Annotated in this window: 19 protein-coding genes and 1 tRNA gene; 10 read left to right on the top strand and 10 right to left on the bottom strand. The window is 42.9% G+C overall.

Annotated elements, in window-relative coordinates; genetic code table 11:
- Window positions 1-113: 113 nt before the first annotated feature.
- Window positions 114-1637: a methylmalonyl-CoA carboxyltransferase gene (locus KAU88_09270; GenBank protein ID MCK4478695.1), complete on the bottom strand. Its 1524-nt coding sequence runs from the start codon at window positions 1635-1637 to the stop codon at window positions 114-116.
- 155 nt (window positions 1638-1792) lie between these two features.
- Here KAU88_09270 and cysS point away from each other — a divergent pair, with 155 nt between their 5' ends.
- Window positions 1793-3211: a cysteine--tRNA ligase gene (gene cysS / locus KAU88_09265; GenBank protein MCK4478694.1), complete on the top strand. Its 1419-nt coding sequence runs from the start codon at window positions 1793-1795 to the stop codon at window positions 3209-3211.
- Here cysS and KAU88_09260 read toward each other — a convergent pair.
- Both KAU88_09260 and mce read right to left on the bottom strand, forming a co-directional pair.
- A complete protein-coding gene (locus KAU88_09260; protein MCK4478693.1) occupies window positions 3208-3999 on the bottom strand; it encodes a biotin--[acetyl-CoA-carboxylase] ligase in 792 nt (263 codons plus the stop codon). The genes cysS and KAU88_09260 overlap by 4 nt on opposite strands.
- 7 nt (window positions 4000-4006) lie before the next feature.
- Window positions 4007-4405, bottom strand: coding sequence for a methylmalonyl-CoA epimerase (gene mce, locus KAU88_09255; GenBank protein MCK4478692.1), 399 nt, complete (start codon window positions 4403-4405; stop codon window positions 4007-4009).
- Window positions 4406-4580: 175 nt separating this feature from the next.
- On the opposite strand from mce, the gene glmM reads away from it, so the two are divergent.
- The 3 genes from glmM to KAU88_09240 are packed head-to-tail and all read left to right on the top strand — an operon-like array spanning window position 4581 to window position 7715.
- Window positions 4581-5945, top strand: coding sequence for a phosphoglucosamine mutase (glmM, locus tag KAU88_09250; GenBank protein MCK4478691.1), 1365 nt, complete (start codon window positions 4581-4583; stop codon window positions 5943-5945).
- On the top strand, window positions 5942-7243 hold the full coding sequence (locus KAU88_09245) for an NTP transferase domain-containing protein (GenBank protein MCK4478690.1): 1302 nt from the start codon (window positions 5942-5944) through the stop codon (window positions 7241-7243). Before glmM ends, KAU88_09245 begins: the two co-directional genes overlap by 4 nt.
- Before the next feature lie 49 nt (window positions 7244-7292).
- Complete coding sequence (locus tag KAU88_09240; protein MCK4478689.1) at window positions 7293-7715, top strand: Lsm family RNA-binding protein; 423 nt, start codon at window positions 7293-7295, stop codon at window positions 7713-7715.
- Here the strand turns inward: KAU88_09240 and KAU88_09235 are convergent.
- Entirely contained in the window at window positions 7712-8464 is a 753-nt protein-coding gene (locus KAU88_09235; protein ID MCK4478688.1) for a PAC2 family protein, read from the bottom strand. The genes KAU88_09240 and KAU88_09235 overlap by 4 nt on opposite strands.
- Window positions 8465-8539: 75 nt before the next feature.
- On the opposite strand from KAU88_09235, the gene tgtA reads away from it, so the two are divergent.
- The 6 genes from tgtA to KAU88_09205 all read left to right on the top strand — a co-directional run bounded on the left by tgtA (window position 8540) and on the right by KAU88_09205 (window position 14296).
- On the top strand, window positions 8540-10156 hold the full coding sequence (gene tgtA, locus KAU88_09230; GenBank protein ID MCK4478687.1) for a tRNA guanosine(15) transglycosylase TgtA: 1617 nt from the start codon (window positions 8540-8542) through the stop codon (window positions 10154-10156).
- Between the two features lie 12 nt (window positions 10157-10168).
- Complete coding sequence (locus tag KAU88_09225; protein MCK4478686.1) at window positions 10169-10774, top strand: PHP domain-containing protein; 606 nt, start codon at window positions 10169-10171, stop codon at window positions 10772-10774.
- A 9-nt stretch (window positions 10775-10783) separates the two neighbouring features.
- Complete coding sequence (locus tag KAU88_09220) at window positions 10784-12055, top strand: MBL fold metallo-hydrolase (GenBank protein MCK4478685.1); 1272 nt, start codon at window positions 10784-10786, stop codon at window positions 12053-12055.
- 128 nt (window positions 12056-12183) lie between these two features.
- Window positions 12184-12744 carry a winged helix-turn-helix transcriptional regulator gene (locus tag KAU88_09215; GenBank protein ID MCK4478684.1) on the top strand — a complete coding sequence of 187 codons (561 nt, stop codon included), beginning with the start codon at window positions 12184-12186 and terminating at the stop codon, window positions 12742-12744.
- Entirely contained in the window at window positions 12741-13367 is a 627-nt protein-coding gene (locus KAU88_09210; protein MCK4478683.1) for a hypothetical protein, read from the top strand. The genes KAU88_09215 and KAU88_09210 overlap by 4 nt, the downstream gene beginning before the upstream one ends.
- Before the next feature lie 101 nt (window positions 13368-13468).
- Window positions 13469-14296, top strand: coding sequence for a hypothetical protein (locus tag KAU88_09205; protein MCK4478682.1), 828 nt, complete (start codon window positions 13469-13471; stop codon window positions 14294-14296).
- 30 nt (window positions 14297-14326) lie between these two features.
- Here KAU88_09205 and KAU88_09200 read toward each other — a convergent pair whose 3' ends face one another.
- The 6 genes from KAU88_09200 to KAU88_09175 all read right to left on the bottom strand — a co-directional run bounded on the left by KAU88_09200 (window position 14327) and on the right by KAU88_09175 (window position 17655).
- Window positions 14327-14548 (bottom strand): hypothetical protein, encoded by a 222-nt coding sequence (locus KAU88_09200; protein MCK4478681.1) that lies wholly within the window; start codon window positions 14546-14548, stop codon window positions 14327-14329.
- 93 nt (window positions 14549-14641) lie between these two features.
- The gene (locus KAU88_09195; protein ID MCK4478680.1) at window positions 14642-14836 is read right to left on the bottom strand and encodes a 50S ribosomal protein L38e; all 195 of its coding nucleotides are present in this window, start codon (window positions 14834-14836) and stop codon (window positions 14642-14644) included.
- Between the two features lie 66 nt (window positions 14837-14902).
- Window positions 14903-14979, bottom strand: a tRNA-Val gene (locus tag KAU88_09190).
- 68 nt (window positions 14980-15047) lie between these two features.
- Complete coding sequence (locus KAU88_09185) at window positions 15048-15536, bottom strand: NAD(P)H-dependent oxidoreductase (GenBank protein MCK4478679.1); 489 nt, start codon at window positions 15534-15536, stop codon at window positions 15048-15050.
- 284 nt (window positions 15537-15820) lie between these two features.
- A complete protein-coding gene (locus KAU88_09180; protein ID MCK4478678.1) occupies window positions 15821-16489 on the bottom strand; it encodes an ABC transporter ATP-binding protein in 669 nt (222 codons plus the stop codon).
- Window positions 16486-17655 (bottom strand): ABC transporter permease, encoded by a 1170-nt coding sequence (locus tag KAU88_09175; GenBank protein ID MCK4478677.1) that lies wholly within the window; start codon window positions 17653-17655, stop codon window positions 16486-16488. The genes KAU88_09180 and KAU88_09175 overlap by 4 nt, the downstream gene beginning before the upstream one ends.
- Between the last annotated feature and the right edge of the window lie 64 nt (window positions 17656-17719).

Below are 17719 nucleotides of genomic sequence, written 5' to 3'. Positions count from 1 at the left end.
CAATTGATTAAATTTCAGAAGCGAAGAATAACCGAACAAAACACGGTTGTTCCAGAGAATCAAGACTCTCACGGATAGACGTTGTAGGGCATTAGAAAGCAGCATTCGCATTTTCAAAGAGGAATGTTTGGATGTTTCTTAGGTGGTCGCGACTCACGCTTAGTGACCAGCATTTCTAGGGCACTGATGAGTTTAGGTCTTGTCTGTGACGGCTCTATGATGTCGTCAATATAGCCTTTCTCTGCAGCAATATAGGGATTCGCAAACTTCTCACGGTATTCCATCGCTAACTCTTTCTTCCTCTTCTTTGAATCCTTCGATTTTTTTATGTCTTTCCTGAAAATGATGTTGATTGCTCCTGCTGGACCCATAACAGCGATTTCTGCAGATGGCCAGGCGTAGTTTATGTCTGCGCCGGAGTGTTTGCTGCCCATGACATCATATGCCCCTCCATATGCTTTGCGAATTATGACAGTGATTTTTGGTACCGTGGCTTCGCAGTAGGCGAAGAGTAGTTTTGCGCCGTGGCGTATTATTCCGCCATGTTCTTGGTCTATGCCTGGTAGAAAGCCGGGGACATCTTCGAAGGTGATGATTGGAATGTTGAAGGCGTCGCAGAACCGTATGAATCTTGCTGCTTTGGTTGAAGATTTTACGTCTAAGGTGCCCGCGAAGTATTTTGGCTGGTTTGCCACGATTCCTATTGAACGTCCATTCAATCTTGCAAAGCCTACTACTATGTTTGGCGCCCAAAGAGGCTGAACTTCCAAGAATTCCCCGTTGTCCATGACTGTGGCTATTATTTCTTTTGTGTCGTATGGTTTGTCTGGATCGTCTGGCACAATTTCTTCCAAGCTCTCGTCAATGCGGTTTGGGTCATCGCCAGTTTCTTCGATAGGGGGGTCTTCCATGTTGTTGGAAGGTAGGTAGCTGAGAAGTCTTCTAATGAGTTCGATGCATTCCTGTTCGTTGTCAGCCATGAAATGACAAACGCCGCTCGTCTGCATGTGGGTCAAGGCGCCACCCAATTCTTCAAAATCAACTTCTTGCCCTAAGACTGTCTTGATGACTTCTGGTCCAGTAATAAACATGTGACTTGTATCTTTCACCATGATGATAAAATCGGTCATGGCTGGCGAGTAAACTGCTCCGCCTGCACAAGGACCCATAACAGCAGAAATTTGGGGAATAACACCCGAAGCTATCACGTTTCTGAAGAATATGTCGCCGTAGCCTGCAAGGCTTGCAACTCCTTCTTGGATTCTTGCGCCGCCGCTGTCATTCAATCCTATGATTGGCGCGCCTGTTTTCATAGCTAAGTCCATTAACTTGCACATCTTTTTAGCAAACATTTCTCCTAAGGAGCCACCGAACACTGTGAAATCTTGGGAAAAAACGTAGACTAACCGCCCGTTGATTGTCCCATATCCCGTTACCACGCCGTCTCCAGAAATTTTTCTTTCAGCCATTCCAAAATCAGTGCATCGGTGAACGATAAAAGGGTCAAGTTCTACGAAGCTGCCAGGGTCTAAAAGCAAGTCAATTCTTTCTCTTGCAGTAAGCTTACCTTGCTTATGTTGCTTTTCTATCCGTTTTTTTCCGCCTCCAAGCTTCGCCCTTTCCCGCAGCTTACGCATTCGCTGAATCTTCTCTTTCACTGTAGGTTCACGAGTCGACAAACTAGTCCACCAAGGAATTGCTACACTATTCCCTTCAGATATATATTTGCTTCACCAACCAAACATAGAAAAACATAACTTTCAGAACCTCTTTGAAAATATGGCGACACTTGATGCTGCGATTCTACAACACAATGACCCGAAAAAAAGAGGTGTTCAAGCCTCTCGAAGAGGGCAAAGTTCGCATGTATTCATGCGGGTTAACCGTGTATGATTATGCACACATAGGTAATCTTAGGGCATACGTGTTTGTGGATTTGCTGAGACGTTGGCTGGAACATCGAGGCTTCGACGTGAAGCACGTGATGAACCTCACCGACGTAGATGACAAAACTATCCAAGGCATGCAAAGAGAAGGATTGCCTCTAGAAAAGTATACTCAGAAGTATATCGACGCGTTCTTTGAAGACCTGCAGATGCTGAACATTGAAAAACCCCAATTTGTTCCAAGAGCCACCGAGCACATAGATGAAATGGTTAGATTGATTAGAATTTTGATGGAGAAAGGCTACGGCTACAGAGGCGAAGACAACTCAATCTACTATAAAATCTCCAAATTCAAAGACTATGGCAAACTGTCCAAAATGAAACTTAAAGAACTCAAAGTTGGAGCAAGGGTCAAAGTTGACGAATATGGCAAAGAGCAGGCAAGTGATTTCGCTCTTTGGAGAGCTTGGGACCTAGACGATGGCGATGTTTTTTGGGAAACAAAGCTGGGCAAAGGCAGACCAGGATGGCACATTGAATGCTCCGCCATGTCGATGAAATACTTGGGTGAAACCTTGGATATTCATACGGGTGGAGTTGACAACGTGTTTCCCCACCACGAAAACGAAATTGCCCAAAGCGAAGCAGTGACTGGCAAAAAGTTTGTCAATTATTGGGTGCATAACGAACACTTGCTTATTAAAGGTGAAAGAATGGGTAAATCCCTCAAGAACTTCTACACATTGCGAGATTTAATGCGCATGGGATACGACCCATTGGCTATAAGATACTTGCTAATGTCAACTCACTACAGGAAACAGCTTCACTTTACTTTTGAGGGCTTGGAAGCAGCTAAAAACGCTTTACAGCGACTCTACGATTTCTTGGAAAGACTTGAAGATGTCAAAAACGGTGTTGGTCACGAAAAAATCAAAGAATCAATTGAAAAGGCGAGAAAAGATTTCGAAGATGCGATGGATGACGACTTGGACATAAACAAAGCTCTCGCAGCAGTATTCAACCTCGTGAAAGAGGTAAACATATTGATCGACCAGAGGAAGCTAGGTCAGGCAGGAGCGAAGCAAGTGAAAGATTTGATGTTGGACTTTGACAAAGTCCTAGGAGTCTCAAGTGATTTTTGGAGTCGGAAAGAGGCGAAGTTGCCCGAAGAAGTCGAGGAGTTGATTAAGAAGAGAGAAGAGGCAAGGAAGCATAAGAAATGGGAAACCTCTGACGCCATTCGAGATAAACTGCGAAAAATGGGCATAATCATAGAGGACACACCTGAAGGCGTAAAATGGAGAAAAAAACGCAAAATTGGCTAAGGATGTTTTCTCACCATTACATCGCCCACCACAATTTTTTTCAAAGTGCCATTCTCAAGCCTAATGATAAGAGCACCATCTTCATCCAAGTCCCATGCCTTTCCCACAAAAACCTCGCTAGAATTAGTAACCTCCACTTGTTCACCGAGAAAGGCTGCCATGCTTTTCCATTCTTGCCGCAAGATATTCCATTGTCCCTGTTGCAGACGCTTGTAATGATGTTCAAAGTTTTGCAAGATGCTTCTTGTTAACGCCCTTCTTCTTATCCTGTAGCCCAACTCATGCTTCAAAGACGTTACTTTGCCCCGTAGACGGCTGGGGAACACTTCCAAATCTATGTTCGCGTTTATTCCAACTCCCACAACCGCAAATTCAATCAAATCCTCTTTGACGCTTGTCTCGGTTAAAATTCCGCAGATTTTTTTACTATTAACAAGAACATCGTTTGGCCATTTGACCTCAATCTTCAACCCAGACATTTTCTTGATTGCTTTTGCAACAGCTGATGAAGCTATAAAAGTCAGCTTCAAAGCTTCTTTTGGAGTCATTCTGGGTCGCAATATTACTGAAAACCAGATTCCTCCCTTTGGAGAAATCCACCGTCTTCCAAGTCTGCCCTTTCCATATGTTTGTGTTTCGGCAAGAATCACTATCTTCTCTTCGCCGCCTTTTTTCGCGATTTCTTTAGCTATATCATTTGTAGAAGACACGTTGTCATAATAATAGATTTTGTAATCAAGGATTGTGTGTTGAATTTCGAGTGGCTCTGGCGTACTTTGGCTGGACATTTTGAATTTAGCGTTCACACAGCTCTATTAAGACGTTTCCAGTGCTTTTGGGATGTAGAAACGCTATCTTTCCTCCTTCGATACCGGTTCTAGGCTTCTCGTCAATCAAAACTATGCCTTTGGCCTTTAGTTGTTCAAGCATTTTTTCTATGTTATTAACCCTGAACGCTATGTGATGTATTCCTTGACCTCGCTTTTCCAAGAATTTCGACACTGGACTTTCCTTGTCCAAGGGCTCTATCAACTCGATACTTGTTTCTCCAACAGCCAAGAAAGCTGCTTTAATCTTGTGTTGCTCAGCATCTTTCAACTTCTCTAGTTTCAATCCTAGGAGCTGTTTATAGATGGGTAAAACATCGTCCATTCTGTTCACAGCTATCCCAACATGGTCTAATCCAATGATCATGCTTTCACCTTTGCAGGAATTTGTGAGATGCGGAATATAAACAAGTCGAGTATATACGCGCATGGTAAAAGCAACCATCGATATTTTGGGCTTAGTAGAATAGTCCAGTCCAAGCGTCACGGACACACAAACACTATAAACCCCCACGGCAAACACCAGAAGGCAGGGAAAACGCTTGGCAAAGCTCTTTGGAACAAGCGGCATAAGAGGCAAGGCTAACATAACTATAACACCACAACTGGCTCTCCAAGTCGGACAAGCCTTGGTCACTAATACAAAAGCAAGAACGATCCTAACGGCTCACGACATGCGCACAACATCCCTCATGTTACAATACGCATTAACAGCCGGCATAACAGCCTGTGGTGCCACCACTATACAACAAGGTATAATTCCAACACCCGTCCTAGCTTACCTTACAAAAAAAACGAAAGCCGACGCCGGGGTAATGATTACCGCTAGCCACAACCCCCCGGAATATAATGGTATCAAACTCTACAACCCGGATACAACAGCCTATAATGAAACCCAAGAAAACCAAATTGAAAAACTAATCGCCAAACAACGATTTGAACTAACAGCCTGGCAAAACATAGGCAAAACCATTACAATAGACGAAACCCAACAATACGTCGAGATGATAACGAAAAACGTCGTACTCAAAAAATCGTGGAAATTAGTCATAGACCCTGGCAACGGAGCCACCAGCCAACTTGCACCTAAAATGCTTCGTCAGTTAAATTGTAGCGTCACCGCTATTAACTCACAGCCAGACGGATATTTTCCGGGAAGAGGTGCCGAACCAAACGAAGAGTCGCTGAAGCCACTGTGCAAGATTGTTAGAAACCTAAAGGCTGACTTGGGAATAGCGTATGACGGAGATGGAGACAGAATGGTAACGATAGATGAAAAAGGGCGTATGACACCGCCAGACCAGATTTTTGCCGCCTACGCTGCTTATGCAATAAAATGGCAAAAAAATAAGACAATAGTAACGCATGTAGAGGCTTCAATGTGTATCGAAAAGATGATCGAAGCGGAAGGCGGAAAAGTCGTTAGAACAAAGGTGGGCGACATAAACATCGCAGAAGCTGTAAAACAACACAACGCGACTTTCGGAGGCGAGCCCTGTGGTGCATGGATACATCCGAATTACCACTACTGCCCAGATGGCATCCTCTCATCAATCCTACTGCTCCAAACTCTGGAAGAAGCGAATCAACCCCTATCATACTTCATTTCCGAAACGCCGCGATATCCGTTGTTAAGACAGAATGTTACATGCCCAAATTCTGTAAAACTCGCTGTAATGAAAAAAGTATACGAAGCCTTGCCTGTAGTCTTTTCCGGTGCCAAAGAACAATTAAAAGTAGATGGATTCCGCTTAACCTTGAAACAAGGCTGGCTTCTGATAAGACCTTCAGGAACAGAACCCATGATGCGCATAACAGTGGAGACTGAAAACAGAAAAACGGCAGAAACAATTATGAAAAAAGCCATAAGACTTATGAGTAAACTGGTCAAGGAGGCAACTCGATGAAAGCCGTAATTCTAGCTGCGGGAAAAGGAACACGTCTGCACCCACTTACCCTTACACGCCCTAAACATCTCGTTCCAGTCGGTGGGAAACCAATAATAGATCACGTGCTGACCACTCTCAAACACGCGGGAATAAACGAAATCGTTTTCATCGTTAACTACATGGCAGAACACCTTCAACACTATTTAGGAGACGGATCGAAATACAAGATGAAATTCGAATATGCGGTTCAGAAACAGCTTAAGGGCACTGCAGACGCTACAAGCTTCGCTGAACCTTTCGTGAAAGAAAGCTTCCTCTTGACATACGGCGACTGGTTAACAACTTCCAACGTGATAAGCACAGTACTCCTGACGCATGAAAAAGAGAAACCTGTGGTTACTATAGGGGTTGTCCCTGTTGAAAATCCTGAACACTATGGTATAGTAGAACTTGAGAATACTTATGTCAAGAGTATTGTAGAAAAGCCTCGCCGAGACGAAGCCCCAACTAACCTAGCAAACGCTGGCGTATATGTTCTTTCAACAGAAATCTTCGAAGCAATTAGGCATACAAAACCATCTCCAAGAGGAGAGTTAGAGATAACCGATTCTTTTTCGCTCTTTCTGAAAGAAGAACGCAGGGTTGCAGCTGCGAAGCTTTCGAGCAACGAAATGTTTGATGTGGGGCTGCTTTGGGATTTGTTTGAAGCTAACTGTTGGGTCCTTGAAAAGGCAAAGTCAAAGATAGAGGGGCAAATTGAGGATGCAGTTCATTTAATAGGTCCTGCGGTTGTTGAAGAAGGTGCGAGAATCCGCTCTGGAGCATACATTGAAGGGCCAGTCTTCATAGGCAAGGACAGTGACATAGGACCAAACTGCTTCATACGCTCTTTCACTAGTATTGGCCAAAAAGTAAAAATCGGAAATGCGTGTGAAATAAAGAACAGCATAATCATGGATAGAAGCCATATTGGCCATTTATCCTACGTAGGCGATAGTATAATAGGTGAAAACTGCAACTTCGGAGCAGGAACCACAATCGCCAACTATCGTTTCGACGGTAAATCAATAAAAATGAAGGTTAAAGACAAAGTTGTGGACACCGGAAGAAGAAAACTCGGCGTTATACTCGGTGACAACGTCAAAACCGGTATAAACACGTTGTTTATGCCTGGAGTGAAGGTGGGCAACAATTGCTGGATAGGCCCTGATGTCGTGTTGCATCGAGATGTGCCTTCAAACACTATAGTTACGCTAAAACAAGAACACGAACAACGCAAAAAGCTGCAAATAGGTTCTGAAATATCAAAATCCTAAAAAGGTGCAGAGTTATAATATCACCGCGGAATAAAGAAGGTAGAATACATTGTCAGCAGCTCAAAGAAGATTTTTCAACGAAGTGGCCACTTTACTTGACAAGAAAATCACAGTAGCAACCGTCAACGGCAAATCCTATAGTGGGACTCTCATCGGAATAAACCCAGACAACATGAACCTCTGCTTATCAGAAGCAAAAGACGAAAAGGGTCAAACATTGCACAGAGTTGTAATAAATGGTAACGTTGTAGCCAAAATATTTGCAGTTGAAAAGCCCTTTGACTTGAAAGCCCTTGCAAAACGTTTGGAAAAAGTGTTTCCGACCATGGTTAGGCTTTACGAGGATAAGGGGTTCATCTGGGTAATGGAGAAAATCAAGATCACAGAGAAGGGTATTGCAGAGGGAACTGGACCAGCAGCTGAGCGTGTGCAGAAGGTATATGAGCAGTTTCTAAGCGAAATGAAAGCTTAGACAACCCAGCGAAATTGAGATTCCTCTTTTTTTCTTTCTTTTATGGAACGTTCAAGTAAGCCAAAGTTTTCCAAAAGACCTCGTGTGACTTTCACAGTATCATCTAAATTGTCAAGGTTGACTTTCAAATCAAGCATGCTACAAAGTACATTTAGAGCCTCATGAGTGGCAACACTATCTGGATAGAGCCCTAAAGTCTCAGCTAATAGACAAAAGCCGCGGAAACCTTTCAATCTCCCAATTCCTACTAGAAGCCCTGCAACTCCGAAAATCTGGCCTCTAATAATTTCGACACCTCTCTCTAACAGTTCGCTCGCGGTTTCCTTGTCGGTGGCGGCGAAGTAAAGTTTTGGTTTTTCAACTTCCTGCGCTATTTTCAAGCCGCCCAGAGTTATCACGGAGCGGCAGCCAAGTTCTTCAGATACATTCAAAATACGCCCACAAAGCTCGTATTGCCCTGTTGTGGTCAATGCTTGTGTGTTCCCGTAAAGAATAATAAGATCACGTTCCCCCTCTGTCCCCTTGCAATAATACAGCTCATTAATGGGATAGCGGGTTTGTCCTTTTTCAGCAGTAACAGCAAAGTCTTGAAAGGAAGAGCAGCGGATTTCAGCAAAGAGGTTTGCCTTCAACTCCCGAATAAGATGTAAAGCAGCTATGTTAGCAACAAATCCAATGCCCGGCAAGCCCTCTATTAAAACAGGATCTCTTAGCTCCGGTTTTTCCCACGATGAAACGATACATACCATGCTCTTCCCCTCTCCTAAACAAGTATAAAGAAATATAGTAGGGATATTAAAGCATGTTTTGGCGGATCCAATAAGATGAGCTTTGAAGTACGCCATAGAGATATGCTTGCTAGGCTAGGTAGGATAAAAACTAAAAGTGGGACTATTGAAACACCCATTTTGCTGCCGGTGATAAACCCAGCTATTCAACCAATCTCACCGAAAACTATGAGCAAAGAGTTTGGCTGCAAAGCATTGATAACAAACGCGTACATTTTAAAGAAACAAACGGGCGAAGAAATCACGGAAAATGGAGTACATAAACTCCTAGATTTCGACGGCGTGATCATGACTGACTCTGGAGCCTATCAAATTCTTGTCTATGGAGAAATCGATGTTAGCCCTGCAGAAATTGTGCGTTACCAAGAACAAATTTCCACAGATATCGCTACTATCTTGGACATACCAACAAGCTGGCACACGACAAGAGAACATGCAAAACAAACAGTTGATGAAACAATAAAGCGTGCTAACCAACTGGCAAAAATTAAAACGCGAGATGATGTCCTGTGGGTTGCTCCAATACAAGGTGGACAGCATCTTGACCTAGTTGCTTATTCAGCTAAGCAAGTAGGCAGGTTACCCTTTCAAATTCACGCCTTAGGGAGCCCTACTACAATCATGAAACAGTACATTTTTGACACATTGGTTGACATGATTCTGACAGCAAAGATGAACATGCCTTTGCAAAGGCCCTTACATCTTTTCGGTGCAGGCCACCCTTTCATGTTTGCACTAGCTGTAGCTTTAGGATGTGACATATTCGATTCAGCTGCTTACGCAATCTTTGCAAGACAAGACCGCTACATGACAGAATATGGAACTAGCAGACTTAGCAGGCTCCAATATTTCCCCTGTTCCTGTCCAATCTGTACAAGATTCACTCCAAAAGACATGACGCAAATGCCACAGAAAGAGAAACAAGAGGCTTTGGCAAAGCACAACCTGTACGCAAGTTTTGCGGAGCTAAAACGTGTAAAACAAGCCATTGTTGAAGGTCGACTATGGGAACACTTGGAAGCAAGGGTCCATGCACATCCTGCTTTGCTTCAAGCCTTAAAACGACTCAAGAAATATGAGAATTACATAGAGCGCTACGGTCCAGCAACTAAAAAGAGCGGGCTTTTCTTTTTCAGTAACTTAGGGCTTATGCGACCGGAGGTTTTACGGTATAAGAAGCTGTTTGAGGAGAGATATTCACCACCAGAAAAAGCTAAGATTCTTGTGTTGTTACCCCAACTCTCCAAAAAGCCTTTCCATAAAGCTAAAGAAGTAAAAAGCCTAATTAAAAAGATGGAGCAGAAACTGCTTGGAAACCATACTGCGTTTCACATATGTATCTACGCAGCACCATTTGGCGTAATTCCGTTAGAGCTTGATGAAATGTATCCTTTATCTCAACATGAAATTGCGACACCGATGGACCTTGAAACCATCAAATATGTAGCTGAACAAGTCAAAAATTTCATTGCTGCATCTTCTTACGAAAAGGTGGTCTTGGTTGAAGACTTGGCTTGGAAAGGTAAAGTTTCAGCAGCTTGCGAGCGCATCAATAGAAAAGATTTATCACTAACCGTGTTTGATGTAAAAGAAACATTGAACGAGAACGTTCTCAGCAACATTGTAGAAACCCTTCAAAAACCCGTAGTTTGAGAGAAAAATCGCATGTTTGGAGTAGACTTACATCTTCATACAGTTTTTTCAAGTGACTCTACAATTAGCCCAAAACTTATCGTAGACCAGTTGCACGCGCACCCTCTTATTAAAGGCGTGGCAATCACCGACCATAACACCTTAGAGGGCTATTTTACAGTTCGTAAACTTGCCAGCGTCTATGAAGATTTAGTGATTCTGCCCGGAATCGAGATAAGCACAAATCAGGGAGACATAGTTATTTTAGGTGTCGAAGAAAAGCCAGAATATCCACTGACACTAAACTCCACTATCGAGTTCGCAAAGGCAACAGATGGAGTAATTGTAATACCTCATCCGTATCGTTCCTTGGGCATTGGCGATTCAGCCATGAACATTGACGCCCACGCCATCGAAGTCTTAAATCCTACTGCAACACCAAAAGAAAACATGCAGGCCCAAGAATTGGCAAGGGCAAAAAACTTGCCCGGAGTTGCTGGAACAGATGCTCATAATGTAAAGGAAATGTGGACCGTATTCACAGAAGTAGAAGCGCAGCCGACTGTTGAAGGCGTTCTAAACGCTATCCGAAAGGGATCCGTCAAAGCTGTCGCTGCTCGTGCGGAAATTAGTAAATAAGGATAGAAGGTGAGAGAATTTCCCTTAGAAATTAGGTTTCTTGGCGGTGCTCGTGAAGTTGGCAGAACAGCAATAGCGGTAAAGACTGGCAAAACGCAGGTTTTGTTGGATCATGGAGTTATGATGGGTCACGAGCCTGGTTTTCCTATGCATATTGCTCCTAAAGATGTGGATGCGCTTGTATTAACGCATTGTCATCTTGACCATTCTGGAGCGCTACCTATTTTTTACATACAAGATAAGAAGCCGCTTTTTTCAACTCGCTTGACTTTGGAGTTAGTGCAACTTCTGATTAAAGATTTTATTCATCTTTCAGGCTATTATCTCCCTTTTGAGTATCTTGAATTAAAATATATGATGCAAAATTGTGTCTACCCAATTTACAGGGAGAATAAAACTGTTGGCGACATAAGTTTCCAACTTCTCGACGCTGGACACGTTCCTGGGAGCGCTCAAATTCTTTTAGAAGCGGAAGGCAAGCGGATTCTATTCACAGGCGATTTTAACACCTCTAAAACCCAGCTTTTATCATCTGCAGACAATAACTATGGAGAACTTGACGCTATAATAATTGAAACAACCTATGCAGACGAAGACCATACTGAACGGCTGGAATTGGAGAAGAATTTTATCGCTCATGTTATTGATGTTGTAGAAAAAGGCGGCACAGTTCTCGTTCCCGCTTTCAGCATCGGACGCTCACAAGAAATCGCCTGCATTCTTGCAGCACACCACTTTGAATATCCAATAACTATAGACGGTATGGCTAGAGCAGCTAACCGTGTAATGATGGCCAACACAGAATTTCTGCGTGATCCACGCCTTTTTATGGACGCTGTTCACGGGGCCATGTGGGTAGATGGATGGAGAGATCGCAGAACCGCACCTAAAAAACCAGGCGTAATTATTTCACCAGCAGGCATGTTAAAAGGTGGTCCAGCCGCTTTCTACATTTCAAAGTTAGGCAAGAAAACTCGCAACGCTGTTTTCCTTGTCAGCTATCAAATACCGGGCACACCAGGGCATGAACTGTTGGAAAAGGGAATGTGTGTAATCGATGGTAAAATGCGTAAAGTTGAGGCTCAAGTGGAACATTTCGATTTCTCTTCTCATTGTGACGCCAGTCAACTTCGAGAGGTTGTAAAGAATTTGGAAGGTAATCCTGCCGTGTTTGCAGTTCATGGTGCTGAAGGGAACTGTGAACGATTTGCCAGATGGGTGAAGAAGAAGGTAGGTTTAAAAGCTATAGTGCCAAAGGCAGGCGACAGGTTTACTGTTTGAAGGTAAGAACTAACGAATAAAATATAGCCAGCGTGTATGTATATAGTAAAGTTTATATTTATCGGTTTCTATTAGATGTTTTTAGAATTAAATTTGACAAATGTGAAACTAGTTATGGTGAGAATCGAATGTCTGAGGACTTAAAAGAAGAAATGAAAAAACTCAAAGAAGAAATGTCAGTTCTCAAAGAAGAACTTAAAGGCATTACCGAAAGAGGACGAAAAAAAAGCCGAGGCATATACATAGATGTTGGTAACCGTGTTCACGACTACGTCGAAGATGTTATGGAAGGCGTTGCAGAAGGCATACACGGCGAACTTGAAAAATCTATATTCATTGGTCCTCGAGGCGTCAGGATACACGCACGCACAGAACCATATAGACGCGAGGATGAAATAGAAGCTAGTCTTCCCAAAGTGGCTGAGGTTATGAGTGCACTAGGTCACGAGCACAGACTGAGGATATTAAGTGAACTTATGAGCGGTGGAAAATACATTAATGAGATGCAAGAGAAACTTTCAGAGATAACCACGAGCACGCTTTCAAGCCACCTCAACGTGCTTGAAGAAGCAGGGCTAGTAGTTCAAGAAAAAGTCAGAGGACGCTACCTCATCACTATGCCAGGTCGAACCGCATACAAAATGGCGCGAAGAGTCACCAGATTTCTTGAAAGAAGGAACCACGAATGATTTGGCGAGACTATCAACTAGGCGACACAATTTCAAAAACATCTGAAGACATAACGCTGTGGCAAACAGAAAAAGGCATAATAAAAATCGGGAAAGAAACGTTGGCTCTTCCAATAGAACTAAACGACCAACAAAAAGGCTACATATTTCATGGACACGGCAAACTAATCCTTGACACCATAGTTGAAACTGAAAAGGGCGCTATCGGCAAATCTGTCGAGAAAGAAATCAACGAACCCTTCTTGATGCTGGGAGACACAAAAGAACCACAGCAAAGCCTCACTACAGCAACTGACGAAGATTTGGCAGAAAGGGGATATGAAAACCGCCGAGAATTCGTGACTAAAGCAGAAGATTTACTTGATCAATTTTTTAAAGATAGAATGCATAGGCGTCGATGTTCCGACGAAGATTATGGGTTCATATTTGCCTTTTTAAATGAGGGTGGCCATCTAGATACTCTTGTGGCTAAAGGCTCCAAGTTGGTTTACAAGGCGATGGACATAGTTTTCGTGTCAAATAGAAACAATGTTGTTCTGAAAAGCCCAAGCGGAGTGGTTTGCACGAATAATGGCAAATCTGTAATTATCAAGAAAGGGAAATCATTTATTATCAAGAAATAATGCTTTTTCAGCACTGTTACTGAACCTCCCTTTTTTTCTCTTTATTGTGTAGAAAGTGTTATTCGCTGGTTTTAGAATTGTGAGTAGGCAGGTCAGACGCTATGGCTGAAAAAGAGTTTAAAGCAACCCCTATTTACATTGCACCCATATTTGCAAGCTTGCTTGTTAGCGTTCTGTGTACGTTCTTGTTCTTGGAATCCAAAGTAGAATTGACCCCTACAACGGTATTTCCTGAGACGGGGTATGGACCACTATTTAACGCAATGATTTTTGTTCTTGCAGCAGGGTTCGGTGCTACCATGATATATTTTCTCTTGAAGCGTGGTGTACATCGTTTCCTCCGTCTTTTAATGGGTCTAGCGTTTTCCGTCCTCACATTCCTTCTTGCGATCCTTTATTTTGAACTTGTTCTCATGATTTTAGACATAGAAGTCTCTTCGGCGGTGATTTTTGTTTTGACTATTCTAACGACTGCATTTTTTGTTCTAGAGGTTTTTTTGAGAAAGGGCAAGTTTCATGCGATTATCATTCTTATATTTGGAGGAGCCACTGGAGCATTGTTGGGAGCTTCTATTCCTTTGTTTAGTGCAGTCTTGATTCTATTGTTACTGGCTATTTATGACGTAGTTGCTGTTTTCCGTGGTCCTGTGGGTAAGATTGCTGCGAAAGGTTTAGAGCATTTGCCTGGGGCCAGTTTCTCCTTCAAAAACATTTACGTAGGGCTTGGCGATTTGACATTCTATTCAATGCTGGTCAGCCGGGTTTTTTTGAGTTTTGGCTGGGAGGCTTGTGTTGCTGCAATGTTTGGGGTGCTATTGGGTTCCTTTTTGTCCTTCAAAATGGTGGAGAAGAAAGGGATGTTTCCAGGGTTGCCTTTCTCTGTGTTGTTCGGTTTGTTTGCTAGCTTCATAGTTTTGATCTGGAATTAAATGTTCGCTGGTCCTTAAACCATTACTTGCCTACATCAGCTTGAAACTTGAAGCCGTTATTTTGCCTTTTTGATTTATTTTTATTTCGAAATTTTCTCTCCAAGGATGTCCACATAGGTTTATGGGACATGTCCCTATGACTATCCAAACTCCATCTTTCTGTTCTGTTATGACCACTCTAACATCTTCCACATTTCTCTTGTCCTTAACAAAACTAATTGCAATATCTTGAGCGTCTTCAACTTCTACCATGAGATTCACCCAAATCGCTGTATGTTAACGTTCTGAATCTGATAAGAATTATGAACGATCAATAAGTAGCGTGGCTCTTAATTTGGCGTAAAATTAGAGTTCCCGAATCTCGCAGTGCAGTTTCTTTATAATTTCTTCTGCTTTTGTTGGATCTATCTTCAACGTGTAAAGCAGTCTTGGCGTGCGGAGTTTTAATTTTACTGTTCTCGGTAGCCTTTTTATAGCGCAGTAAGCCGCGCGTTCGCTTAGCTCTACAAATTTTTCCGTATCCGTAATCTCTGTGGGCATCGTTCTCCGCTCTTTTACTGTGAATATGCGGTCGAGTATTTGTGCTTTTTTGTGCAAGGCTTGTTATGGTGGGCCGGGCCGGACTTGAACCAGCGACCTTTGGCTCGTAAAGCCAATGTCCTACCGAGCTAGACGACCGGCCCCCTGTTTGCGAATAAACCAAAAATCTGTTTGAGGATTATTTAAGTTTGTAGGAATGTTTTCCGAATGCTCAAGGCTTTAGTTTCAGGACAAGGTCAGCAACCATCTTGCCTAACTCTCTGCATCTTTCTTCTTCTCGTTCCTTCGGCTTTCCAACTGCAGCGGCGCCGTAATGCTCAGCATGGGATCGCCCTTGAATAACCATTCCGTGAATAAGCATAGCTTCCAAAATTGAAATGATGGTGGTCTCAGCGCCACTGGCGACGCCGCCAGAACTTGTGAAGGCTGCACCCACCTTACCTTCCAATTTTCCATGAATCTTAACCGACTCATCAAACATGGCCTTGACTTTGCTGGACATTTGACCGTAGTAAGTAGGCGACCCGACAATAATTCCATCAGCTTTCAACAAATTCTCACTAGTCGTTTTATCCACATTCTTCACCACAACATCAACGCCGCCAGCCTCTTTCACACCCTCAGCAACCGCAAAAGCCATTTTCTCCGTATGCCCAGTCTTTGAATCATAAACAATCAGAATCTGCAAAAGTCTCACCATGTCAAGCGGTTTCAAAGAAAGCGATAGCTGAGTAATAAAACTTCTGACTTCATCCAATTAGGATAAGTGACTACTTCAAGATGGAATAGCCAAAAACAAAAACGAATCGTATCTCCCTTTTTCGGTTTATGTTCAACAAGGTGCAAGCTGCTTCCAAAAAAAGTAACATCTGCTAATCTAGAGACTGAGAATGCAGAGTATATTTACTATCCTCTAATGCGCTTCAATTCGACTTGCAATTTTCTTCATAATGCTGACAGGAAATCCAAAAGTACCTACAAATTCTAATCGACTATTGAGCCGTCACGAATTTTGTGAACCGCATCTGCTACTTTAATTATCTTTTCATCATGCGTCGCTACAACCACCGCTGTTTTACGTTTTCTACATAAATCTAAAAGCAACTGTATGATCTTAATCCCCGTTTCCGAGTCTAATTCGCCAGTTGGTTCATCGGCGAGAATAAGTGAAGGATCGTTTGCGAGAGCTCGAGCAATTGCAACTCGTTGTCTTTCACCAGCACTTAATTCCTTGGGACGATGGTTAAGCCGAGTTGTGAGCTCTACCTCATCAAGAAGTCGAACAGCCATTTTTCTCTGCATCTTGTGCGAGATCTTAGCTAACGCCATCGGCAACTCCACGTTTTCTAAGGCAGTGAGCGTGGGCAACAAGTTAAAGGTTTGGAAGATAAAACCGATGTTGAAGAGTCGAGTTCTTCTCTTTTCTTTATCACTCATGAGGAAGGTGTCTTTGTCTGCGAAGAACACTTTTCCCGCGGTCGGATTGTCGTTCAGCCCTATCAAATGAAGGAGTGTGGTTTTACCTGAACCAGAGGGACCGACAATAGACGTCAAGGCGGATCCTTTGATTACTAAGTTTACCTTATTCACCGCCACAATTGTAGATGAGCCGAGATGAAACTTCCGTGTCAACTCAAATGTCCTGACAATCAATACTCAGCCCTCAAAACCTCCGAAATCTTCATTCTAGCAGCCGTTATAGCTGGTATAATGCCTGCAACGCAACTAACAACGATTGTGGACGCTAGAATCTCAATCATAAAGGAGAACGGAACAACTTCTAAGACGTTAGGAAAGAATAATGCAATTGGGACATCGGCATAGATGCTGCCTAGCCAAAATGCACCGACCGTGCCAAACAGCAGTCCAATAAGACCCCCAAGTAAACCTATAAGAAAGGTTTCAGTAATCACTATACGAATGATAAAGCCTCTAGAGGCTCCGATTGCAATCAATGTGGCGAAGTCTTTCCGTCTCTCAGAAACATTCATCATTGCTACCACGGTCACAAGTATCACGCTCATGAAGAAAAGAATGCTTTGTATCCCAATATTCCATGTTTCGACCTCGCTAATGATAGGTTCAATTATTTCTTTTCTTTCATCATCAGATAACGCCATTACATAGCTGATTTCTTTCTCAATTCTATCAGCTAGTTCTCTCTCATCTGCCTCTTCATCTGATGAGACGATCGCCATGTTGATCTGCATAGGATATCTGTATATTTCTTGAGCTGATTCGAGAGGCATTATAATTGTGCGAGATAGAAACACAGAATGTGTTTCCATGATTCCCGAAACTTCCAACTTGTGGTCTTTTATTATAATTGTTGAGCCAACGGTTAAATTGTACAAGTCTGCTAAAGAAGGCCCTACCACCACTTTGTCACTAGATTCCGCTGAAGGCCAACCTCCGTTTTTCAACGGCGTCGAACCTACTAACACTGACCAGTTTCCCACAGGCACTCCGATCGTAACATTGAGCGGAAAAGGTTGAGCGTCACCCGCCAGTGCGAAGTCGAGATTGAACAACATTGGCACAACTGTTTCGACTCCGTCCATAGCGTTCAACTTGTCAACCACACTTTCCGGAATGACCCCTCCAATCGGGAATGCTTGGATGACAATTACGTCCCTAGCGACGACAACAACCTTACCATTAAAGAACATGTTCATTTCTTTAATGACTGCCATGTATCTTGTGGTAGATGCCCCCACAGCTACAACAAACGTGACGGCCAAAGCAACGCCGATAACACAAAGTGAAGATCTAAGTCGTCTGCGAAAAAGATTTCTTAAACACATTCCTGTAACTCGCATGGTACTGTCTTCCATTGTTTGGCTTATTTTAAGCTTAATTTTATATAAGCACCCTATAATATAG

Source organism: Candidatus Bathyarchaeota archaeon (assembly GCA_023131225.1).
Taxonomy (GTDB): Archaea; Thermoproteota; Bathyarchaeia; order Bathyarchaeales; family SOJC01; genus JAGLZW01.
This window is presented reverse-complemented; position numbering and strand designations above follow the sequence as displayed.

Bases quoted from the DNA above. Each gene is read 5' to 3' on its own strand.
- KAU88_09175 (MCK4478677.1), bottom strand. From the start codon at position 17,655: ATGCGAGTTACAGGAATGTGTTTAAGAAATCTTTTTCGCAGACGACTT.
- KAU88_09260 (MCK4478693.1), bottom strand. From the start codon at position 3,999: ATGTCCAGCCAAAGTACGCCAGAGCCACTCGAAATTCAACACACAATC.
- mce (MCK4478692.1), bottom strand. From the start codon at position 4,405: ATGATCATTGGATTAGACCATGTTGGGATAGCTGTGAACAGAATGGAC.
- KAU88_09225 (MCK4478686.1), top strand. From the start codon at position 10,169: ATGTTTGGAGTAGACTTACATCTTCATACAGTTTTTTCAAGTGACTCT.
- tgtA (MCK4478687.1), top strand. From the start codon at position 8,540: ATGAGCTTTGAAGTACGCCATAGAGATATGCTTGCTAGGCTAGGTAGG.
- KAU88_09205 (MCK4478682.1), top strand. From the start codon at position 13,469: ATGGCTGAAAAAGAGTTTAAAGCAACCCCTATTTACATTGCACCCATA.
- KAU88_09210 (MCK4478683.1), top strand. From the start codon at position 12,741: ATGATTTGGCGAGACTATCAACTAGGCGACACAATTTCAAAAACATCT.
- KAU88_09185 (MCK4478679.1), bottom strand. From the start codon at position 15,536: ATGGTGAGACTTTTGCAGATTCTGATTGTTTATGATTCAAAGACTGGG.
- cysS (MCK4478694.1), top strand. From the start codon at position 1,793: ATGCTGCGATTCTACAACACAATGACCCGAAAAAAAGAGGTGTTCAAG.
- KAU88_09215 (MCK4478684.1), top strand. From the start codon at position 12,184: ATGTCTGAGGACTTAAAAGAAGAAATGAAAAAACTCAAAGAAGAAATG.
- KAU88_09270 (MCK4478695.1), bottom strand. From the start codon at position 1,637: ATGCGTAAGCTGCGGGAAAGGGCGAAGCTTGGAGGCGGAAAAAAACGG.
- KAU88_09235 (MCK4478688.1), bottom strand. From the start codon at position 8,464: ATGGTATGTATCGTTTCATCGTGGGAAAAACCGGAGCTAAGAGATCCT.
- KAU88_09200 (MCK4478681.1), bottom strand. From the start codon at position 14,548: ATGGTAGAAGTTGAAGACGCTCAAGATATTGCAATTAGTTTTGTTAAG.
- KAU88_09195 (MCK4478680.1), bottom strand. From the start codon at position 14,836: ATGCCCACAGAGATTACGGATACGGAAAAATTTGTAGAGCTAAGCGAA.
- KAU88_09245 (MCK4478690.1), top strand. From the start codon at position 5,942: ATGAAAGCCGTAATTCTAGCTGCGGGAAAAGGAACACGTCTGCACCCA.